This window comes from Pseudomonas sp. Leaf434 (assembly GCF_001425545.1).
Lineage (GTDB): Bacteria > Pseudomonadota > Gammaproteobacteria > Pseudomonadales > Pseudomonadaceae > Aquipseudomonas > Aquipseudomonas siliginis.
The window spans coordinates 387,041-405,455 of the sequence record NZ_LMQZ01000001.1 but is presented as its reverse complement, the minus strand read 5'-3'; the positions used below and the strand labels follow the sequence as shown (position 1 = coordinate 405,455).

Sequence of the window (18,415 nt, the reverse complement as noted above, 5' to 3'; positions counted from 1 at the left end):
CGAATGAGGCTTGGAATATTTATACTGGCGGGTATGGTATTAATAGCAAACTCACCAGTCCAGTATTAAAAGCGAAGAATGTCGAACAATCTTTCAGCTCCAAACGGCCCGGGCCGCCCCAAGGATCTGGCCAAACGCCAGGCGATCCTGGATGCGGCGAAAACCCTGTTTCTTTGCCATGGCTACGCCAACACCAGCATGGACGCGGTGGCCAGCGAGGCGGGCGTGTCGAAGCTGACGGTCTACAGCCATTTCAACGACAAGGAGACGCTGTTCTCCGCTGCCGTCGTCGCGAAATGCGAGGAACAATTGCCGCCGCTGTTCTTCGAATTGCCGGACGGCATCGCGGTGGAAAATGTATTGCTGAACATTGCCCGGGGCTTTCACCAACTGATCAACAGCGATGAATCAGTGAACCTGCACCGCCTGATCATGGCGCTGGGCAGTCAGGACCCGAAGCTGTCGCTGATCTTCTTCGAGGCCGGCCCAGAGCGCGTGGTCAACGGCATGGAAGGTCTGCTGGCGAAAATCCATGCAACCGGCGCGCTGAGCATCGACCAGCCACGCAACGCCGCCGAGCACTTCTTCTGCCTGATCAAAGGGGCGGGAAATTTTCGTTTGTTGTATGGCTGCGGCGAGCCGCTGACCGGAGAGGAAGCGGAGCGGCATGTGCGGGAGGTGGTGGGGTTGTTTATGCGGGCTTACAAACCCTGACAGTTTTGCGGTGCTTGTGCAGACCGCTTCGCGAGCAGGCTCGCTCCCACACTGGAATGCATTTCCTACTGTGGGAGCGAGCCTGCTCGCGAATGGGGCGACGCGGTCTCAGGGCTTCAGCGCTTTCTTCGGATAAATGTCATACCGGCTCGATTTGCCATCCAGCGCATGGCTCGGTTTCGGCCCTTCGATGCACGGCGCCTTGCGCGGGCGTTTGACTACCACCCGATGCGTGGCCAGGGCCAGCGCCGCTTCAAGCAGGGCCGGTGCATCCGGATCATCACCGACCAGCGGGCGGAACAGGCGCATTTCCTTTTTCACCAAGGCGGTTTTCTCGCGATGCGGGAACATCGGGTCGAGATAGATCACCTGCGGCGGCTCCCCTTCCCAACTGCGCATCACTTCGATGGAGTTGCCCTTGAGCAATTTCATCCGCGCCACGATCGGCGACACGTCGAAATCTTCTGCCGCCCGCGCCAAGCCGTCCTCAAGCAGTGCGCCGATCAGCGGCTGACGCTCGATCAGGCTCATTTCACAACCGAGACTGGCCAGCACAAATGCATCCTTGCCCAAGCCCGCCGTGGCATCCAGCACGCGCGGGCGCACGCCTTGGGCGATGCCGACAGCCTTGGCAATCATCTGGCCGCTGCCGCCGCCATACAAACGACGATGCGCCGCGCCGCCTTCGACGAAGTCGACCCGCACCGGTCCCGGCGCATCCGGGCCGAGCTGCTGCAACTGCAAACCCTGCTCGCCGACCTGCAAGGCGAACTCACCCTCACCCTCGGCCTCGCCGAGCGGCAGGCCGAGACGTTCGGCCCAGTGTGCGGCTTGCGCTTGAAACGTCGGGGCGAGGGCCTGGACATGGATGCGGCAGGCCGCGGGTGACTCGATCATGAAAAAACGCTCAAAAAAGTTAAGGATCGACAAAAACCGCCGATAAACCATTCAACGCGCATTTTGCCAGAGCTGAGCGTCAACCGAAAAAAATGTCAGGCATTCTTCCCACATCGATTGGCTACGTTTCGCCCCATGGCGACTTCAGCCGTCATAACACTCAAGCACTGAGCGGCGTCAGTCACCTGTGGCAGGATTTCTTTGCCCAGGCCCTGGCCGAACAGACGAGTGAAGTGGTGCCTGCCTGTGGCACGTTTCCACCGGTTGACCTGAACAGCCCGGAAGAACCGACCGTTGGCAGCGAGCTGCACGCGCACATCGTCAGCCAGCGTGAGTGCGACGTGGTCGAAACCCAGGTTCGCCCGCCGGAGCCACTGTTCCTGCCGATCGCCGAGTTCGAAATGGAGCTGCTGGACAAGCCGTTCCCACCGTTCCCGCCGGAAGAGCTCAAAGCCCAGCAAGAGCAACAGGATTTCGACAGCAGCTGGGTACGCCCGATTGTGATCAACAATGGCCAGCCAGTGCCGGAGCCAGGCCCTGCGCCGCAGAAACGTCCGCTGTACCTGCCGATTGCCGAGTTCGATCTGGACTTGCTGCAGAAGCCTTACCCGCCGTTCCCGCCGGAAGAAATCGTCGAGCAGCAGAAAGCTCTGGACTTCGATAATGGCTGGGCTCGGCCGATCGTTCTGCAGAACCTGCGCCTCGCTGCCTGATTCTCAGCGACACACGCTCCAGCGCCCGACATCGACATGAAAGTGATTGCGATGGGCGGCGTTGTAGTCCGGACTCAACACCACACTGAATGACTCACAGGCGCCGTCGCGCACTTGGCGGAGAAACTCTGCGTCCTGGTTTTGCTTGGGCCAATCCCTGAGCACGCTGATCGTGCGTCCGCCAGCCAAACGGAAACCGGCAATGTCCAGCGCGTCGGCACTGGCATGTCGACTGAGGGCACCGCTCTCACGGTTGTAGACATTGCGACAGGCAAAGCTGCCGAGGTGATCGACACGCGCGATCTTCTGGCCATAAGCCGATTGCGCGGCCGGTTGCAGGGTGTGGTGTTCGAACATCGCGTACGCCACCGCCAGCGGGCAACTGGCAATGAAACTGCTGCTCAGCGCCACTCCACCGCCATGCACCCGCAGAGCACCGACCAGCGGACACTTGGCGCCGGGGCTGTCGGCCTGGGGGCTGACGCGCAGATCCGAGCTGCTCAATGCCTGTGCGCAAAGCTCGGGATCACTGCGCAGGCGCATGAGTTTGTAACCGGTGAGCCAGTTGGGCGCGGCTTTAATGTCCAATGGCGCCCACGGGTTCCACTGCGGCGGCACGTCCAGCCAGCCACGCCAGATACTCACCGCGCCACCAGCGATCGCGAGCAACACCCCCCAGAACAGCCAACGTCCCATGCTCAGCCCTTGAAGAATTGGTTGGCCCTGGCGTACGGCATCGACTGCGACGTAAAGCCAAACGTGCCGCACTGGTGGATTTCTTCAGCCGCGCGGAAGAACTCGCCGAACGCCGCCAGCGCCAGTGCCGACCCGGTGCTGATCCGCCGGACGCCCAGTTCCTCGAGCTGTTGCACGGTCAGTTTCAAACCGCCAGACATCAACACATTGACCGGTTTCGGCGCCACCGCTTGCACCACTGCGCGCACTTCTTCGGCGCTGCGCAAACCCGGCGCATAGAGCACGTCGGCACCCGCTTCGGCGAATGCCTGCAAGCGGCGAATGGTGTCGTCAAGATCGGGGTTGCCGTGCAGGTAATTTTCCGCGCGAGCGGTGAGGACGAAAGGAAACGGCAGGGTGCGCACCGCCGCGACAGCGGCTTCAATCCGTGCAACGGCGTGTTCGAAGCAATAGATCGGCGCGTCCGCACGGCCCGAAGCGTCCTCGATCGACCCGCCCACCGCGCCCGCTTCGGCGGCGCGCAACAGACTCTGCGCAGACTCGACCGGATCATCGGCAAAGCCGTTTTCCAGGTCCACCGCCACCGGCAGATCCGTCGCCGCGACAATCGCGCGGACATTGGCCAGGGTCTCGTCGAGACTCAACGCGCCATCAGGCTTGCCTTGGGAAAACGCGTAACCGGCACTGGTGGTTGCCAAGGCCTGATAGCCAAGACCGGCGAGCATCTTCGCCGAGCCGGCATCCCACGGATTAGGGATGACGAAGATCCCCTGGCGATCATGCAGGGCTTTGAAGGCTTGGGCTTTGAGGCGTTGCTGTTGACTGACTTGGACGTTCATCGACGGCCTCCCGGGCAGAAAAAAACCCGCCTCAGAGCAAGCCAAGCTGCTCGGCGGCGGGTTCTCTGTATAGCTCAGGCAGCGCGGGCAAGCCAGGCAAACGTTGCATCAGTTGGGAGTGAAAACGCTGCGCCAGTTTCGCTGCCAACAGGTTATCGGCGGTATGCAGAAAGACGTAGGGCGTGCGCCCCTCTTCGATCCATTCAGCAATCTTCGCCACCCACGGCACGAGAAACGCATCGTTGGCCTCAAGCTCGGGATGGCCGATGAAGCGCACCTGCGGAAACTGGGTGAACGCCGCCGGACGGGTCGGCACTCGCGGCTTTTTCGACTGCGCGTGGATCACCGAGGACTCGGTCGACAAGCAGCTGAACAGCGCGCGCGGGTCAAGACAGATGCGCTCGACACCGCGATCCAGCAACAGACGATTGAGCAGACGCTCGCTCTCGCCCTTGGCGAAGAACTGTTCATTGCGCACCTCGACCGCAAGCGGGCAATCCAGCGCATCGATAAACGCCGCGAGCTCCGGCAGACGCTGCGGCGTGAAGCTTTTCGACAGTTGCAACCACAGCGGCGAAACACGTTCGCCTAACGGCTTGAGTAAGTGCAGGAAGGTTTCGGCAGCGGTCAGTTGCTCGCGCAGGTCGCCGCTGTGGCTGATGTCGCCGGGGAATTTGGCAGTGAAGCGAAAGTGCGTCGGCATGATCTCGGCCCAGCGCTGCACAGTGGCTGGCGAAGGGCTGGCGTAGAAGGTGGTGTTGCCTTCGACAGCGTTGAACACCTGGCAGTAGAGAGCGAGAAAGTCGGAGGTTTTTGCGTCTACCGGATACAGATACTCGCGCCAGGCATTTTCGCTCCAGGACGGGCAACCGAGGTAGTAAGGCAGATCCATCAGATATACAGATCGAGGCCCAGCACGTCTGCGTCCCAATCGACAAAACCGGCGGTGCTCAGGTAGCTGGCGAGCGCCATGGCTACGCTCTTCTTCATCGCGCGGTGGTAGATCATGTCTTGTTGACGGGCAGGCAGGTTGCTCAGGCGTTGCGCGGTGGCTTGCGCGGCGCGAGCAGCCAGTTGCTCCTCGCTCGGGAATTCCAGCTCGCCGTCGATGATGTCGACGGACTCATCCAGCGCCGCATTGCCTTTACGCGGCTTGCGCTTGATGGGGTAGGACTGAGTGGAAACGCCGTCTATACGCATAATGTCATGCTCGGTATCAATGATGGCAATTTAGCGGCACTTGACCGACTTAGCAAACCGCCGAGTGATAACTAGAACACATAAAGCGCAAAAGGTTTTAAGCGAGGGGGCAGAAACTGACGATTGGCGATATTTGTATGTGACCGCGAACCTGTGGGAGCGAGCCTGCTCGCGAAGGGTTCAGCACATTCAACACATGCATTGACTGACCAGAAGCCTTCGCGAGCAGGCTCGCTCCCACAGGAGAAAGTGTCGTATCAGCGGGCTTTGGGGGTGGCAACTTTATCGCGCAAGTAAACCGGCTGCGCGTCATCTGCCGGGATCGCCTCACCGCGCTCCCAGGCGAAACGCGCCAGGGTCAGCAGGTCTTCGGCGTGGGGCAGCATGCCGGCGTCGGAGCCGCTCAGATTGACCGCGATGCGCTCGCCGTAACCCCAACCGGTACCGGCACCGAACCAATCGCCACTGGCATCAGCGGGCAACGCGGCGACTTCCGGCGGCAACACGGCTTCGGCACCAACCAGACGCATCTCCCCCGCCGTCTCGCGGTAGCAGCCCCAATACACTTCATCCATCCGCGCATCGATCGCAGCCGCGACCTGGCTTGCGCCATGTTCACGAAAGGCACGCTGGGCCAGCACGGCAAGGTTGGATACCGGCAACACCGGACGATCCAGAGCAAAGGCCAAACCCTGCACCACACCAATGGCAATGCGCACACCGGTAAACGCGCCCGGGCCACGGCCGAAAGCAATCGCGTCGACCGCTTGCAGCGTGGTGCCGGCATCGGCGAGCAATTGCTGAATCATCGGCAGCAGCTTCTGCGCATGCAGGCGCGGGATCACCTCGTAATGGCTCGTGACCTTGCCGTCATGCAGCAAGGCAACGGAGCAAGCTTCAGTCGCGGTGTCCAGGGCCAGCAAGGTGCTCATCGATGTTTCCAAAACAGGGGTGGGAAAAAGTGCGTCAGTATAAACAACAACGGCCCGCAAGCGGGCCGTGGATGATGCAGCCGATCAGACTTTTCAGCTCAGCGCGGCCAGCACCTTGGTGGTGATTGCATCAACCGAACCAACGCCTTCGATGTGGCTGTACTTTGGCTTGCCGCCGTTCTTGGCGGAAAGGTTCTGGTAGAACTCCACCAGCGGTTTGGTCTGCGAGTGGTAGACCGACAGGCGATGACGCACGGTTTCTTCAGTATCGTCCTTGCGCTGCACCAGCTCTTCGCCGGTGATGTCGTCCTTGCCAGCCAGTTTCGGCGGGTTGTAGACGATGTGGTAAACGCGGCCACTGGCTTCGTGGACACGGCGACCGGCAATACGCTGCACGATTTCTTCGTCTTCTACAGCGATCTCGACCACGGCATCCAGCTCGACACCGGCAGTGACCAGCGCTTCAGCCTGCGGAATGGTGCGCGGGAAGCCGTCGAACAGGAAACCGTTGGCGCAATCAGGTTGAGCGATGCGGTCCTTGACCAGCGCGATGATCAGGTCATCCGACACCAGGCCGCCGGCATCCATGATGCTCTTGGCTTGCACGCCCAGTGGAGTGCCAGCCTTGACCGCAGCACGCAGCATGTCGCCGGTGGAGATTTGCGGAATGCCGAATTTCTCGGTGATGAACTTTGCCTGAGTACCTTTACCGGCCCCGGGAGCTCCCAGCAGAATGACGCGCATCGATGTGCTCCTCAATTTTTTATATAAAAGCTTTACAAAACAAAGGATTCGCTCGTAACCGGCGGATCCTGAAAATACGGGTCGTGGCCGCACAAACGGCCAAAGGCTGATCAAGATACACAGCAGGCTGCGCCCACACAAGACGCCAAAAGTCGGAGAAACCGACGCCCGCCGTGACCTTGCGACGCGGTAACCCAAGTCGCAACCCCATCAATAACTGTCGCCTCGCGGCACTTTCCTACGGCAGGAGAAGCGGCATCCGACCCTTGTCGCAAATGCCGCCAGAGGTGCTCAGCAACCTTAGCCGGTATTGCGCAATCCGGCGGCAATCCCCGCCACAGACACCAGCAGCGCCTGTTCCACCGGGCTGCCCTGCTCGATATCCTGCTGCCGCGAACGCGCCAACAGTTCCGCCTGCAATAGATGCAGCGGGTCGAGGTAGGTGTTGCGCAAGCGGATGAATTCGAGGGTGTCCGGACTGTGCGCCAGCAGCTGCGACTGCCCGGTCAGACCGAGCACGACGGTGCATGCCTGCGACAATAGGTCGCGTAACTGCGCGCCCAACGGCAGCAGATCAGCTTCAACCAGACGCTCGTCGTAGGACTGCGCAATATCTGCATCAGCCTTGGCCAGGACCATTTCCAGCATATCGATACGGGTGCGGAAGAACGGCCATTGTTCGCGCATCTGCCCCAGCAACTCACCTTCGCCGCGCTCCAGCGCCTTGCTCAACGCAGTCTCCCAACCCAGCCAGGCCGGCAACATCAATCGGGTTTGGGTCCAGCCGAAAATCCACGGGATCGCCCGCAGGCTTTCGATACCGCCGGCGCGACGCTTGGCCGGGCGACTGCCCAGAGGCAAACGTCCCAATTCCTGCTCCGGGGTCGACTGCCGGAAATACTCAACGAATTGCGGATTTTCCCGCACCACCTGGCGGTAAGCGCTGACACCGTCCGCCGCCAATTCGTCCATCAGATGGCGCCATTCCGGAGTCGGCGGCGGCGGTGGCAGCAAGGTCGCTTCGAGCACGGCGGCCAGATACAGATTGAGGTTTTGCTCGGCGATGTCCGGCAGGCCGAATTTGAAACGAATCATTTCTCCCTGCTCGGTGGTGCGGAAACGTCCCGCTACCGAACCCGGTGGTTGCGACAGAATCGCCGCGTGCGCCGGACCGCCGCCACGGCCAACGGTGCCGCCGCGACCGTGGAACAGCAGCAGCTCGACTTGCTGCTCACGGCAGATTTCCACCAGTCGTTCCTGCGCCCGATATTGCGCCCATGCCGCAGCGGTGGTGCCGGCATCCTTGGCCGAGTCGGAATAGCCGATCATCACTTCCTGCGGGCCATGCAAACGCGCGCGATAGCCCGGCAAGAGCAGCAGACGTTCCATCACCGGCCCGGCGTTGTCGAGGTCGGCGAGGGTTTCGAACAGCGGCACCACGCGCATCGGCCGCAGTACGCCGGATTCCTTGAGCAGCAGTTGCACCGCGAGCACATCGGAAGCGGCGCCGGCCATGGAGATCACATAGGAGCCCAGCGACGCAGCGGGTGCGGCGGCGATTTCCTTGCAGGTGTTCAGCACTTCAGCGGTGTCCGCCGACGGTTTGAAATGCGCGGGCAGCAACGGACGACGGTTGCTCAGCTCCTCGGTAAGGAAGTCGATGCGCTGTTCTTCGTCCCAATCCTCATAGCGGCCGAGGCCGAGGTAATCGGTGATTTCTGTCATCGCCGAGCTGTGCCGGGTCGAATCCTGACGCACATCGAGGCGCACCAGGAACAGGCCGAACGTCACCGCCCGACGCAGGCAATCGAGCAACGGCCCGTCGGCGATGACGCCCATGCCGCATTCGTGCAGCGAGTTGAAACACAACTGCAAAGGCTCGAGCAGGTCGCGATTGTCGTGCAGCACATCGGCGGTTGCCGGGGTCGGCGCGGTCAACGCGGCATGCGCCCAGTTGCGTGTGGCGCGCAGGCGTTCGCGCAATTGCTTGAGCACCGCGCGATAGGGTTCGGCGCTGTCGCCGGCCTTGGCCTTCAGCGCATCGCTGGCCTGCTGCATCGACAGCTCGGCAGCAAGATGATCGACATCGCGCAGGTACAAATCAGCGGCCATCCAGCGCGCCAGCAGCAAGACTTCGCGAGTGACGGCGGCGGTGACATTGGGGTTGCCGTCACGGTCGCCTCCCATCCACGAAGCGAAGCGGATCGGCGCGGCTTCCAGCGGCAAGCGCAGGCCCGTAGCGGCGAACAGCGCCTGATCGGCCTTGCGCATATGGTTGGGGATCGCCTGCCACAACGAATGCTCGATCACCGCGAAGCCCCACTTGGCTTCATCGACCGGCGTCGGGCGGGTGCGGCGGATTTCTTCGGTGTGCCAGGCTTCGGCGATCAGCCGCTGCAGTTTGCTCTGGATCTGCTCGCGCTCGGCGCTGGTCAGGTCGCGATGATCCTGCGCGGCCAGTTGCGCGGCGATCGCGTCGTACTTCTGGATCAACGTGCGTCGCGCCACTTCGGTCGGATGCGCGGTCAGCACCAGTTCGATTTCCAGCCGCGCCAGTTGCCGGGCCAGGGACTCGGCGCTGTGGCCTTCGCTGCGCAGGCGCGCGAGCAGTTCCGGCAACACCCGCGACTCGAACGGCGCCGGTTGCGACTCCTCGCGGCGATGGATCAACTGATACTGCTCGGCGATGTTGGCCAGGTTGAGAAACTGATTGAACGCCCGCGCGACCGGGAGCAATTCGTCTTCGCTCAATTGATTGAGGCTGGCGCTCAGTTCAGCGTCCATCGAGCCGCGCCGGTCGGCCTTGGCGCCTTTGCGAATCTGCTCGATCTTGTCGAGGAACGCCTCGCCGTACTGGTCTCGAATGGTGTTGCCCAACAGCTCTCCGAGCAGGTGAACATCCTCGCGCAAGCGTGCATCAATATCGGTCATCAGCAGTTCTCCAGCGGTAATCGGGGACAGCGCAGAAACGAATGCTTTGCCAGAGAGTGCCGCTCTGCGCCGCTTCTTACAAGCAGGCGACGAATTGACTTTAAACCTTGCCGGCGAAAGCTAGTCTCAACAGTAAGCCGTACGACGGCCCGCCGCCGGCGCTGCCGGACACTCACCCAGGCCTGCCATCAGCAGGCGCTAAATGAGGTCATCATGAAAATTCGTGAACTCGCCCAGCATTGGGAAGAAAACGCCAAAGGTCGCCTGACCGACACCGGCTACACGATTCATCTGGACGTCGAAGCCGCCGCAAGGCTGGCGGCGATTGCCGAAATGTACCCCAAGCGTCACCCCGAGGAACTGCTCGGTGAGCTGATCGGCGCCGCGCTTGAGGAGTTCGAAGCGAGCCTGCCGTATGTGAAGGGTTCAACAGTGGTGGCGACCGATGAGGAAGGCGATCCGTTGTATGAAGATGTCGGCCCGACGCCGCGTTTTCTGGCGTTGTCGCGGCGGCATCTGCATGATTTGTCCTCGGCTGAGAACAAGCAGAAGCACTGATTCGACACACATCAAAACCGTGGGAGCGAGCCTGCTCGCGAATGCGGATTTTCATTCAGCATTTGCGCCGACTGACACATCTCATTCGCGAGCAGGCTCGCTCCCACATAGGCTGTATTCCAGTTCGCAAATTGGTTTATCAACAGACAAATTACACCCACGCGTACCGCTCCAAAGCCCCAAAGTTCCCGTCCCAGAGCCTTGTCCAAACGGTCAATTAAATTTTTGGCGATAGGCCATCTTTTCTGAACTTTTCAAAAATGCCGCCGGTCGGAACAGGTAACCACGCCTGGAACGAGCGTTTCAATTCGCGTCTACAAGCGATGCTTTCGGCTCCTCTGCCAGGATGGATTCAGTTGTATTTTCAGGAGATGCCTAATGGAGTTGAAGACCATGAAAACCCAAACCTCGTTTTCCCACCTGCGCGGTCTGAAACTGGCCGCTCTGGCCATCGGCACCAGCTTCGTACTGGCCGGTTGCGCCGGTAACCCACCGACCGAGCAGTACGCCGTGACCCAATCGGCTGTGAACAGCGCCGTCAGCGCTGGCGGTACCGAATTCGCTGCGGTGGAAATGAAGCAGGCTCAGGACAAACTGAAACAAGCTGAAATCGCCATGCACGACAAGAAGTATGACGAAGCCCGTCGCCTGTCCGAACAGGCTGAATGGGACGCTCGCGTCGCGGAACGCAAGGCTCAGGCCGCCAAGGCCGAACAGGCTGTGAAGGATTCCCAGAAAGGTGTTCAGGAACTGCGTCAGGAAAGCCAGCGCACTGTGCAGTAAGCGCGCATCCCGACCGCAAAGCTGAAACTCTTACCGATAGAAAGGACGAAAAATTATGCGTAAGCAACTGATGATTCCCGCTCTTCTGGCCGCAAGCGTTGCACTGGCTGCCTGCTCCACCCCGCCTAACCCGAACCTGGAGCAGGCGCGCACCAACTACGCCGGCCTGCAGGCCAACCCACAGGCGAGCAAAGTCGCGGCACTGGAAACCAAAGACGCCAGCGATTACCTGGACAAGGCCGACAAGGCTTATCTGGACAAAGAAGATGCAGCCAAGGTTGACCAACTGGCTTACCTGACCAACCAGCGCGTGGAAGTGGCCAAGCAGACCATCGCTCTGCGCACCGCTGAAAACAACCTGAAAAACGCCGCTGCCCAACGCGCCCAGGCTCGTCTGGATGCCCGTGACCAGCAGATCAAACAGCTGCAGGACAGCCTCAACGCCAAGCAGACTGATCGCGGTACGCTGGTGACTTTTGGTGACGTGCTGTTCGCCACCAACAAGGCTGATCTGAAATCCAGCGGCTTGGTGAACATCAACAAACTGGCGCAATTCCTCCAGGAAAACCCGGATCGCAAAGTGATCGTCGAGGGTTACACCGACAGCACCGGCACCGCGAGCTACAACCAGTCGCTGTCCGAGCGTCGCGCGACTTCCGTGCAGATGGCCCTGATCAAGATGGGCGTCGACCCTTCGCGCATCGTCGCTCAGGGTTATGGCAAGGAATACCCGGTAGCGGATAACGGCAGCGTCTCGGGCCGTGCGATGAACCGTCGTGTGGAAGTGACCATCTCCAACGACAACCAGCCAGTAGCACCGCGTTCTTCGGTGAGCTCGAACTAAGCTCCACCCGGTAACGCAAAAGCCCCGCCTGAGTGATCAGGCGGGGCTTTTTTGTGGGAGCAGACATCGTAGCCCCTCGCCCCAGCCCTCTCCCAAGGGAGAGGGAGCCGATTTGTGTCGCTTTCAAAACTTGTGTTCGGCGCAATGGATCAGGTCGACTTAGCTTAAACAAACACCTCGGTCAGTCCCCTCTCCCTCTGGGAGAGGGTTAGGGTGAGGGCTGAACCTGCAGAATCACTCCTCCAGCTTCTGCGGGGTCTCTTCGCCCATACACCGCACAGCCTTTTTCTGGCCATTGATCAACACACCGGTCAACCCTTTCTGCTCGGTATCAAACAACACCAGCACACCATCAATGCACTGCGCCACTTGCGGCGCGGGGGTCAGCGAGACTTTGTAGTCCTCGCCCGGCACGGTCTTGAGCATGGTGAATTCGCTGAGCAACAACGCATCCTCCGGCTTGGCAAAGTGCAGGTAGCCGTAGTACCACAGCGCCCCGACGGTGCCGAGGATGCTGCAGATACCGGTGATGATCAGCGGGATGGCATTACGTTCTTCACTCATTGCGGGCTCTCATCTTCAGAATTCGGGGGCGGCGGATAGTTGGGGATTTCGCCGAGGCGGCGCAGGCCGTCGAAGTGTTCGGGATCATCAAGGTAGCGCAGCATGACCTGACGCCACACCGGGTCGCCGAAGGTTTGCACATGACCGCCACGGGTCAGCTGCAACACGCGCGGCGGCGGCGCCGCTTGATACAGGCGAATGCCGTTGGCCATCGGCACCAGCGGATCGTCGATGCTGTGGAAGATCAGCTTGGGCACGCCGGTCAGCTGCGCCATCGAGTTGATCGCGCTGTCGCCATCCGGCACCAGCCACGACAGCGGCACCTGCAACGGCCAGGTCAGCCACGAAGTGCTGAGGGCGAATTGGCCGACACTGCGATAACTGGCCGGCACGCCATCCAGCACCAGGGCCTTGAGTTGTTTTTGCCGTTCCGGGTGCTGCGCCAGCCAATGCACCGACATCGCGCCGCCGAGGCTCTGCCCGAGCAGCACCAGCGGTTTGCCTTTGACCTCGGGCGCTTTGTCGAGCCAGGCAAACGCAGCGTCGATGTCCTGATAGATCGCCGGCAGGCTCGGCTTGCCCTCGGACAAACCGTAACCGCGATAGTCGACCAGCAGTACCTGATAGCCATTCTTCGGCAACCACCAGCTGCCGCCCAGATGCATCGGCAGATTGCCGCCGTTGCCGTGCAGATGCAGGACCGTGCCTTTGACCTCGACGCCAGGTTTGGCCGGCAGCCACCAGGCGTTGAGCTTCAAGCCATCAGCGGTGAGCAGGGTGATGGTGCGGTATTCGAGTTTGGCTTTGTCCGGGGTGAAGATCTGGCCCGGTTCAGGGTAGAACAGCAGCGAACTGCAACCGCCGAGGGTCAAGAGCAGGCAAAGAATGCCGAGGATTCTCATCCGGTGAAACCTCGCAAAGAAGAGAACTGAACACAAATCAAACCTGTGGGAGCGAGCCTGCTCGCGAAAGCGGTGTATCAGCCGACATCAATGTTGAAGGTGAAATCGCATTCGCGAGCAGGCTCGCTCCCACAAGGGGTTCGGTGCTGGGTCTAGAGGATATTGGAGTAATCCGCCTCAATCCGGTCCAGACTCAAATGGTTGAGGAAGTTGGAGAAACACATCCACGCCGACAACGCATTCAAGTCACGGAACTGATCCGGTAGATATTTCGGCGGCACCACCAGCCCTTCATCCACCAGTTGCCGCAAGGTTCGCATGTCTTCCAGTGTGGTCTTGCCACAGAACAACAGCGGAATCTGCTCGAGCTTGCCCTTGCGCACGGCCAACTGAATGTAGTTGTAAACCATGATGAAGCCCTTGAGGTAGGACAAGTCTTTGGTGAATGGCAGACCGGTCGGCGTCGAGCCACGGAAAACCCGGCTAGCGTTGCCGTAGCTTTCGGCCATCTCGAAACCTTGCTCGCGGAAGAATTCGTAGATCTGCAAGAAGTCCGCGCCCTCCTCGACCATATGAATCGCACGGGTGCGGTTGGTCAGTTTGCGCAGGCGACTCGGGTAAGAAGCGAAGGTGATGATTTCCATCAGGATCGCCAGCCCTTCCTGGGTGACCGTTGACGAGGGCGGGCCTTTGGACAGGAAAGTGCAGATAGGCTGGTTCAAGCCATTGAGCGTAGTGCCGACGTGCACCAGACCTTCGTGGACTTCCAGTGCGCGCACGTCGCGGTCGTTGAACAGCGCATCCGTGCGGATCTTGATGTAGTCGGCGCCCGCCGCGGCGTCGGCGACGATGCCGTCGGACTCGAACACGCGAATGGTTTCTTCGGCCTCACCGAATACCTTGTTCAGTCGGGTTTGCAGCAGGTGCACCGCGTCTTTGGCGGTGAGGATTTTCGGCTCGTCCTTCAGATCGCCGCGCCCGTCGATGTTATTCAGGTAGTCGGACATCATCAGGCCGAGGTCGGCCAATGTCGGGTCACCGGCGTGGAAGGCATCGGACGCCGCGCCGTACAGTTCTTGCGAGATCAGTCCGAAGTCCTCGGTGCCGCGCGCTTCGAGCATGCGCACCACCATGCGGTATTCCTTGCACATGCGCCGCATGATCTGCCCGACCGGGTTGAACTGGCCGAGCTGGCGGGTGATGTCGCGCTCGATGTTCTGGAATTCCAGTTTGACCTGGCTCGAATCGAACGACAGCGGGCGGTTGAGGTAGTAGTCGCGATCCACCGCCGGCATTTCCTTGCCTTTGGCCTTGAGAAAACCCTTGCGCACGTTGTCGTCCCACTTGACCGCATCGAGCACGCGGATCGGCGTCTGCGCCAGCACAATGCGATCGGACAACATGCGTATCGTCTGCTGGTAATCGTCCACCCGAAACTCCTGTAGAAAACGTGACGTGCTGAAACTCAGTCTTTTAGCCTCTGTGGGAGCGAGCCTGCTCGCGAATGCACTGTGTCAGACAACGGAGATGTTGAATATCAGAGTGCTTTCGCGAGCAGGCTCGCTCCCACAGGGTGTAGCGTGAAACGCTAGACCGACGCCAGCACCAGATGCATATACCGCGTCAGAATCCCGAGCATGTCCTCTTCGGCCAATGGCTCGGCGTCGTTGAGCAGGCCCTGATATTCCATCCGGCCGATAATCGCCGTCAACACCTTGGCATCCTGCTGTGGTTCGCGCGAGCCCAGTACCTGGAACAACTGGCAGGTGCCCTGCAACAGAATCTGCTGATGGGAGCGCACCAGAATGGCCAGACGCGGATTGAGCAGCGCTTCCTGGCGGAACGCCTGCTCGGCCATCAGATGCTCGCGGCGGTTGATCAGTTGCCGGTGCACGTAATCGGCCATCAGCCGCGCGATGTCATCGGCCAGTTGCGAGCGCGACTCCGGGCTGCCGTCGGCGCTGACCACCATTTCGCGCAGCAGACCTTCGTTATTGATCCACAACTTGGCCATGTACGCCGCGCTGCGTTCAACGTATTGGGCGAAGGTATCGGTGAGCAGGTCATCGATGTCCTTGAAATAATACGTGGTCGCCGACAGCGGCACACCGGCCTCCGCCGCGACCGCACGATGGCGCACGGCTCGCACGCCGTCGCGCACGACAATGCGCATCGCGGCGTCGAGAATGTCCTGGCGACGCTGCTCACTGCCCTGTCGGCTGGCCTTGCGGCCCTGGTACTGAACACTTTCAGCGACCGCAGTGGCGATACCCGCTGCACCTTCTTGAGCTATTGCACCCATCACGACAGCACTTCCTCTGCTATTTGCAAATTAACCAATTGATACATTTGTACCAGACAGGCAATAAAAAGCCGCCTGTTTTAGGCGGCTTTTCAACTGAAACGTTTACGCTTGCGGTCGCATGTGCGGGAACAGGATCACATCACGGATCGACGGCGAGTTGGTCAGCAACATCACCAGACGATCGATGCCGATACCTTCACCGGCGGTTGGCGGCATGCCGTACTCCAGCGCACGGACAAAGTCGGCGTCGTAGTGCATGGCTTCGTCGTCGCCGGCGTCCTTGTCGGCCACCTGCGCCATGAAGCGCTCGGCCTGGTCTTCCGCATCGTTCAACTCGGAGTAGGCGTTGGCGATTTCACGACCACCGATGAACAGCTCGAAGCGGTCGGTGACGTTCGGGTTTTCGTCATTACGACGGGCCAGCGGCGACACTTCGAACGGGTACTGAGTGATGAAGTGCGGCTGCTCCAGCTTGTGCTCGACCAGTTCTTCGAAAATCATCACCTGCAATTTGCCCAGACCTTCGAAGCCCAGCACCTTGGCGCCGGCCTTCTTGGCGATGGCGCGAGCCTTGTCGATGTCGTTCAGATCATCGGCAGTCAGCTCAGGGTTGTACTTGAGGATCGAGTCGAACACCGACAGACGCACGAACGGCTCGCCGAAGTGGAACACCTTGTCGCCGTACGGCACGTCGGTGCTGCCCAGCACCAGGTGCGCCAGCTCGCGGAACAGTTCTTCGGTCAGGTCCATATTGTCTTCGTAATCGGCGTACGCCTGATAGAACTCCAACATGGTGAATTCAGGGTTGTGACGAGTCGAAACGCCTTCGTTACGGAAGTTGCGGTTGATCTCGAAGACTTTCTCGAAACCACCGACCACCAGACGCTTCAGATACAGCTCAGGAGCGATACGCAGGAACATTTCCATGTCCAGCGCGTTGTGGTGAGTTTCGAAGGGCTTGGCTGCGGCGCCGCCGGGAATGGTCTGCAGCATCGGCGTTTCGACTTCGAGGAAGTCGCGCTTCATCAGGAAGCTGCGGATGTGCGCGATCACTTGCGAACGCACGCGGAAGGTCTGGCGCACGTCTTCGTTGACGATCAGGTCGACGTAACGCTGACGGTAGCGCTGTTCGGTGTCGGTCAGGCCGTGGTGCTTGTCCGGCAGCGGACGCAGCGACTTGGTCAGCAGGCGCACGTGGGTCATTTCCACGTACAGGTCGCCCTTGCCGGAACGCGCCAGGGTGCCTTCGGCGGCAATGATGTCGCCCATGTCCCAGGTTTTCACCGCGGCCAGGGTTTCTTCGGACAGCGTCTTGCGGTTGACGTAGACCTGAATGCGCCCGGTCATGTCCTGGATCACCATGAACGAGCCACGGTTGAGCATGATGCGACCGGCAACCTTGACCGGGATTGCAGCCTCTGCCAGCTCTTCCTTGGTCTTGTCCGCGTACTGTTTCTGCAAGGCATCGCAGTAGTTGTCGCGGCGGAAGTCGTTCGGGAAGGCATTGCCCTTGGCGCGCTCGGCAGCAAGCTTTTCCTTGCGCAGGGCGATCAGGGAGTTTTCTTCCTGTTGCAGGGCTTGCGGGTCGAGTTGTAGGTCGCTCATGTCTTTAAGTATTCCATCAGGTTCGTTGCCCCCAGCCTTCGGCTGGGGATCGCGGGCGAGCCCGCTCCCACAGAGGGTGTTACAGGCCGGATTTCAGGCTCGCTTCCAGGTATTCGTCGATGTCGCCGTCGAGCACCTTGTCGCAATCGCTGCGTTCGATGTTGGTACGCAGATCCTTGATCCGCGAGGCATCGAGCACGTAAGAGCGGATCTGGTGACCCCAGCCGATATCGGACTTGGTGTCTTCCAGCGCCTGCGAGGCCGCATTGCGCTTCTGCATTTCCTGCTCGTACAACTTGGCCCGCAGCATTTTCATCGCGGTGTCCTTGTTGGCGTGCTGGGAACGCTCGTTCTGGCAGCTGACCACGGTGTTGGTCGGTACGTGGGTGATACGTACGGCCGAGTCGGTGGTGTTTACGTGCTGACCACCGGCACCAGAGGAACGATAGGTGTCGATCCGCAGGTCTGCCGGGTTGATTTCGATTTCCACCTTGTCATCGATCTCTGGCGAGACGAAAACAGCGGAGAACGAGGTATGGCGACGGTTGCCGGAGTCGAACGGGCTCTTGCGCACCAGACGGTGCACGCCGATCTCGGTACGCAGCCAGCCAAAGGCGTATTCGCCCTTGATGTGCACGGTCGCGCCCTTGATCCCGGCGACTTCACCGGCGGACAGTTCCATGATGGTTGCGTCGAAACCGCGTTTGTCAGCCCAGCGCAGGTACATGCGCAGCAGGATGTTGGCCCAGTCCTGCGCTTCGGTGCCGCCGGAACCGGCCTGGATGTCCAGGTAGGCGTTGTTCGGGTCCATTTCATGGCTGAACATGCGGCGGAATTCCAGCTTGGCCAGATTTTCCTCGAGACGGGCCAGCTCGGCGACGACATCGCCCACTGCGCCTTCGTCGTTCTCTTCGACGGCCATGTCCAGCAGGTCGCGGCAATCGGCCAGACCGCCGTTCAGTTCGTCGAGAGTGTCGACGATCTGCGCCAGCGCGGCACGCTCGCGGCCCAGCTCCTGGGCGTATTCAGGTTTGTTCCAGACACTCGGATCTTCAAGCTCGCGATTGACCTCGGTCAGACGCTCATGCTTTTGATCGTAGTCAAAGATACCCCCGAATAGTTTCGGAGCGCTCGGACAGGTCCTTGATGGTGTTCAGGATCGGGTTGATTTCCATGACGGGCAGCACT

The 18,415-nt window shown here is 60.5% G+C and carries 19 protein-coding genes; 5 read left to right on the top strand and 14 right to left on the bottom strand.

Annotated features, from left to right (window positions below):
- Positions 1-78: 78 nt before the first annotated feature.
- Positions 79-714 carry a TetR/AcrR family transcriptional regulator gene (locus ASG55_RS01750; protein WP_056783182.1) on the top strand — a complete coding sequence of 212 codons (636 nt, stop codon included), beginning with the start codon at positions 79-81 and terminating at the stop codon, positions 712-714.
- Positions 715-822: 108 nt separating this feature from the next.
- Here ASG55_RS01750 and ASG55_RS01745 read toward each other — a convergent pair whose 3' ends face one another.
- Positions 823-1,611, bottom strand: coding sequence for a class I SAM-dependent methyltransferase (locus tag ASG55_RS01745; protein WP_056786742.1), 789 nt, complete (start codon positions 1,609-1,611; stop codon positions 823-825).
- A gap of 92 nt (positions 1,612-1,703) precedes the next feature.
- Between ASG55_RS01745 and ASG55_RS01740 the strand changes: the two genes are divergently transcribed.
- Positions 1,704-2,324 carry a hypothetical protein gene (locus ASG55_RS01740; RefSeq protein WP_056783179.1) on the top strand — a complete coding sequence of 207 codons (621 nt, stop codon included), beginning with the start codon at positions 1,704-1,706 and terminating at the stop codon, positions 2,322-2,324.
- A gap of 3 nt (positions 2,325-2,327) precedes the next feature.
- Here ASG55_RS01740 and ASG55_RS01735 read toward each other — a convergent pair whose 3' ends face one another.
- From ASG55_RS01735 to ppc, 7 genes are all read right to left on the bottom strand, one after another.
- Complete coding sequence (locus ASG55_RS01735; RefSeq protein WP_056783177.1) at positions 2,328-3,020, bottom strand: extensin-like domain-containing protein; 693 nt, start codon at positions 3,018-3,020, stop codon at positions 2,328-2,330.
- A gap of 2 nt (positions 3,021-3,022) precedes the next feature.
- Positions 3,023-3,859, bottom strand: a complete 837-nt coding sequence (locus ASG55_RS01730; protein ID WP_056783175.1) for an isocitrate lyase/PEP mutase family protein — start codon at positions 3,857-3,859, stop codon at positions 3,023-3,025.
- A gap of 31 nt (positions 3,860-3,890) precedes the next feature.
- Positions 3,891-4,751: a DUF72 domain-containing protein gene (locus ASG55_RS01725; RefSeq protein ID WP_056783174.1), complete on the bottom strand. Its 861-nt coding sequence runs from the start codon at positions 4,749-4,751 to the stop codon at positions 3,891-3,893.
- Positions 4,751-5,059, bottom strand: a complete 309-nt coding sequence (locus tag ASG55_RS01720) for a hypothetical protein (protein ID WP_024011752.1) — start codon at positions 5,057-5,059, stop codon at positions 4,751-4,753. The genes ASG55_RS01725 and ASG55_RS01720 overlap by 1 nt, the downstream gene beginning before the upstream one ends.
- 257 nt (positions 5,060-5,316) lie before the next feature.
- A complete protein-coding gene (gene tsaB, locus ASG55_RS01715; protein WP_056783172.1) occupies positions 5,317-5,991 on the bottom strand; it encodes a tRNA (adenosine(37)-N6)-threonylcarbamoyltransferase complex dimerization subunit type 1 TsaB in 675 nt (224 codons plus the stop codon).
- A 93-nt stretch (positions 5,992-6,084) separates the two neighbouring features.
- A complete protein-coding gene (adk, locus tag ASG55_RS01710) occupies positions 6,085-6,735 on the bottom strand; it encodes an adenylate kinase (protein ID WP_056783171.1) in 651 nt (216 codons plus the stop codon).
- A 300-nt stretch (positions 6,736-7,035) separates the two neighbouring features.
- Positions 7,036-9,666 carry a phosphoenolpyruvate carboxylase gene (ppc, locus tag ASG55_RS01705; RefSeq protein ID WP_056783167.1) on the bottom strand — a complete coding sequence of 877 codons (2,631 nt, stop codon included), beginning with the start codon at positions 9,664-9,666 and terminating at the stop codon, positions 7,036-7,038.
- Between the two features lie 213 nt (positions 9,667-9,879).
- Here ppc and ASG55_RS01700 point away from each other — a divergent pair, with 213 nt between their 5' ends.
- From ASG55_RS01700 to ASG55_RS01690, 3 genes are all read left to right on the top strand, one after another.
- Complete coding sequence (locus tag ASG55_RS01700) at positions 9,880-10,224, top strand: hypothetical protein (RefSeq protein ID WP_016771500.1); 345 nt, start codon at positions 9,880-9,882, stop codon at positions 10,222-10,224.
- A 378-nt stretch (positions 10,225-10,602) separates the two neighbouring features.
- Positions 10,603-11,007: a DUF4398 domain-containing protein gene (locus ASG55_RS01695; protein ID WP_024011747.1), complete on the top strand. Its 405-nt coding sequence runs from the start codon at positions 10,603-10,605 to the stop codon at positions 11,005-11,007.
- A gap of 55 nt (positions 11,008-11,062) precedes the next feature.
- Complete coding sequence (locus tag ASG55_RS01690; RefSeq protein ID WP_024011746.1) at positions 11,063-11,851, top strand: OmpA family protein; 789 nt, start codon at positions 11,063-11,065, stop codon at positions 11,849-11,851.
- A 234-nt stretch (positions 11,852-12,085) separates the two neighbouring features.
- Here ASG55_RS01690 and ASG55_RS01685 read toward each other — a convergent pair whose 3' ends face one another.
- From ASG55_RS01685 to prfB, 6 genes are all read right to left on the bottom strand, one after another.
- Positions 12,086-12,415 carry a hypothetical protein gene (locus ASG55_RS01685; protein WP_056783164.1) on the bottom strand — a complete coding sequence of 110 codons (330 nt, stop codon included), beginning with the start codon at positions 12,413-12,415 and terminating at the stop codon, positions 12,086-12,088.
- On the bottom strand, positions 12,412-13,317 hold the full coding sequence (locus ASG55_RS01680; protein WP_056783161.1) for an alpha/beta hydrolase: 906 nt from the start codon (positions 13,315-13,317) through the stop codon (positions 12,412-12,414). Before ASG55_RS01680 ends, ASG55_RS01685 begins: the two co-directional genes overlap by 4 nt.
- Positions 13,318-13,469: 152 nt before the next feature.
- Positions 13,470-14,720, bottom strand: coding sequence for a flavohemoglobin expression-modulating QEGLA motif protein (locus ASG55_RS01675; RefSeq protein ID WP_166554750.1), 1,251 nt, complete (start codon positions 14,718-14,720; stop codon positions 13,470-13,472).
- A 185-nt stretch (positions 14,721-14,905) separates the two neighbouring features.
- Positions 14,906-15,619 carry a TetR/AcrR family transcriptional regulator gene (locus ASG55_RS01670; protein ID WP_056783159.1) on the bottom strand — a complete coding sequence of 238 codons (714 nt, stop codon included), beginning with the start codon at positions 15,617-15,619 and terminating at the stop codon, positions 14,906-14,908.
- A gap of 105 nt (positions 15,620-15,724) precedes the next feature.
- Positions 15,725-17,227, bottom strand: coding sequence for a lysine--tRNA ligase (gene lysS / locus ASG55_RS01665; RefSeq protein ID WP_056783157.1), 1,503 nt, complete (start codon positions 17,225-17,227; stop codon positions 15,725-15,727).
- A 79-nt stretch (positions 17,228-17,306) separates the two neighbouring features.
- A protein-coding gene (prfB, locus tag ASG55_RS26715; RefSeq protein ID WP_099758102.1) for a peptide chain release factor 2 occupies positions 17,307-18,402 on the bottom strand; the annotation gives its coding sequence in 2 pieces (ribosomal slippage) (positions 17,307-18,329 and positions 18,331-18,402; 1,095 coding nt in all).
- Positions 18,403-18,415: the final 13 nt, after the last annotated feature.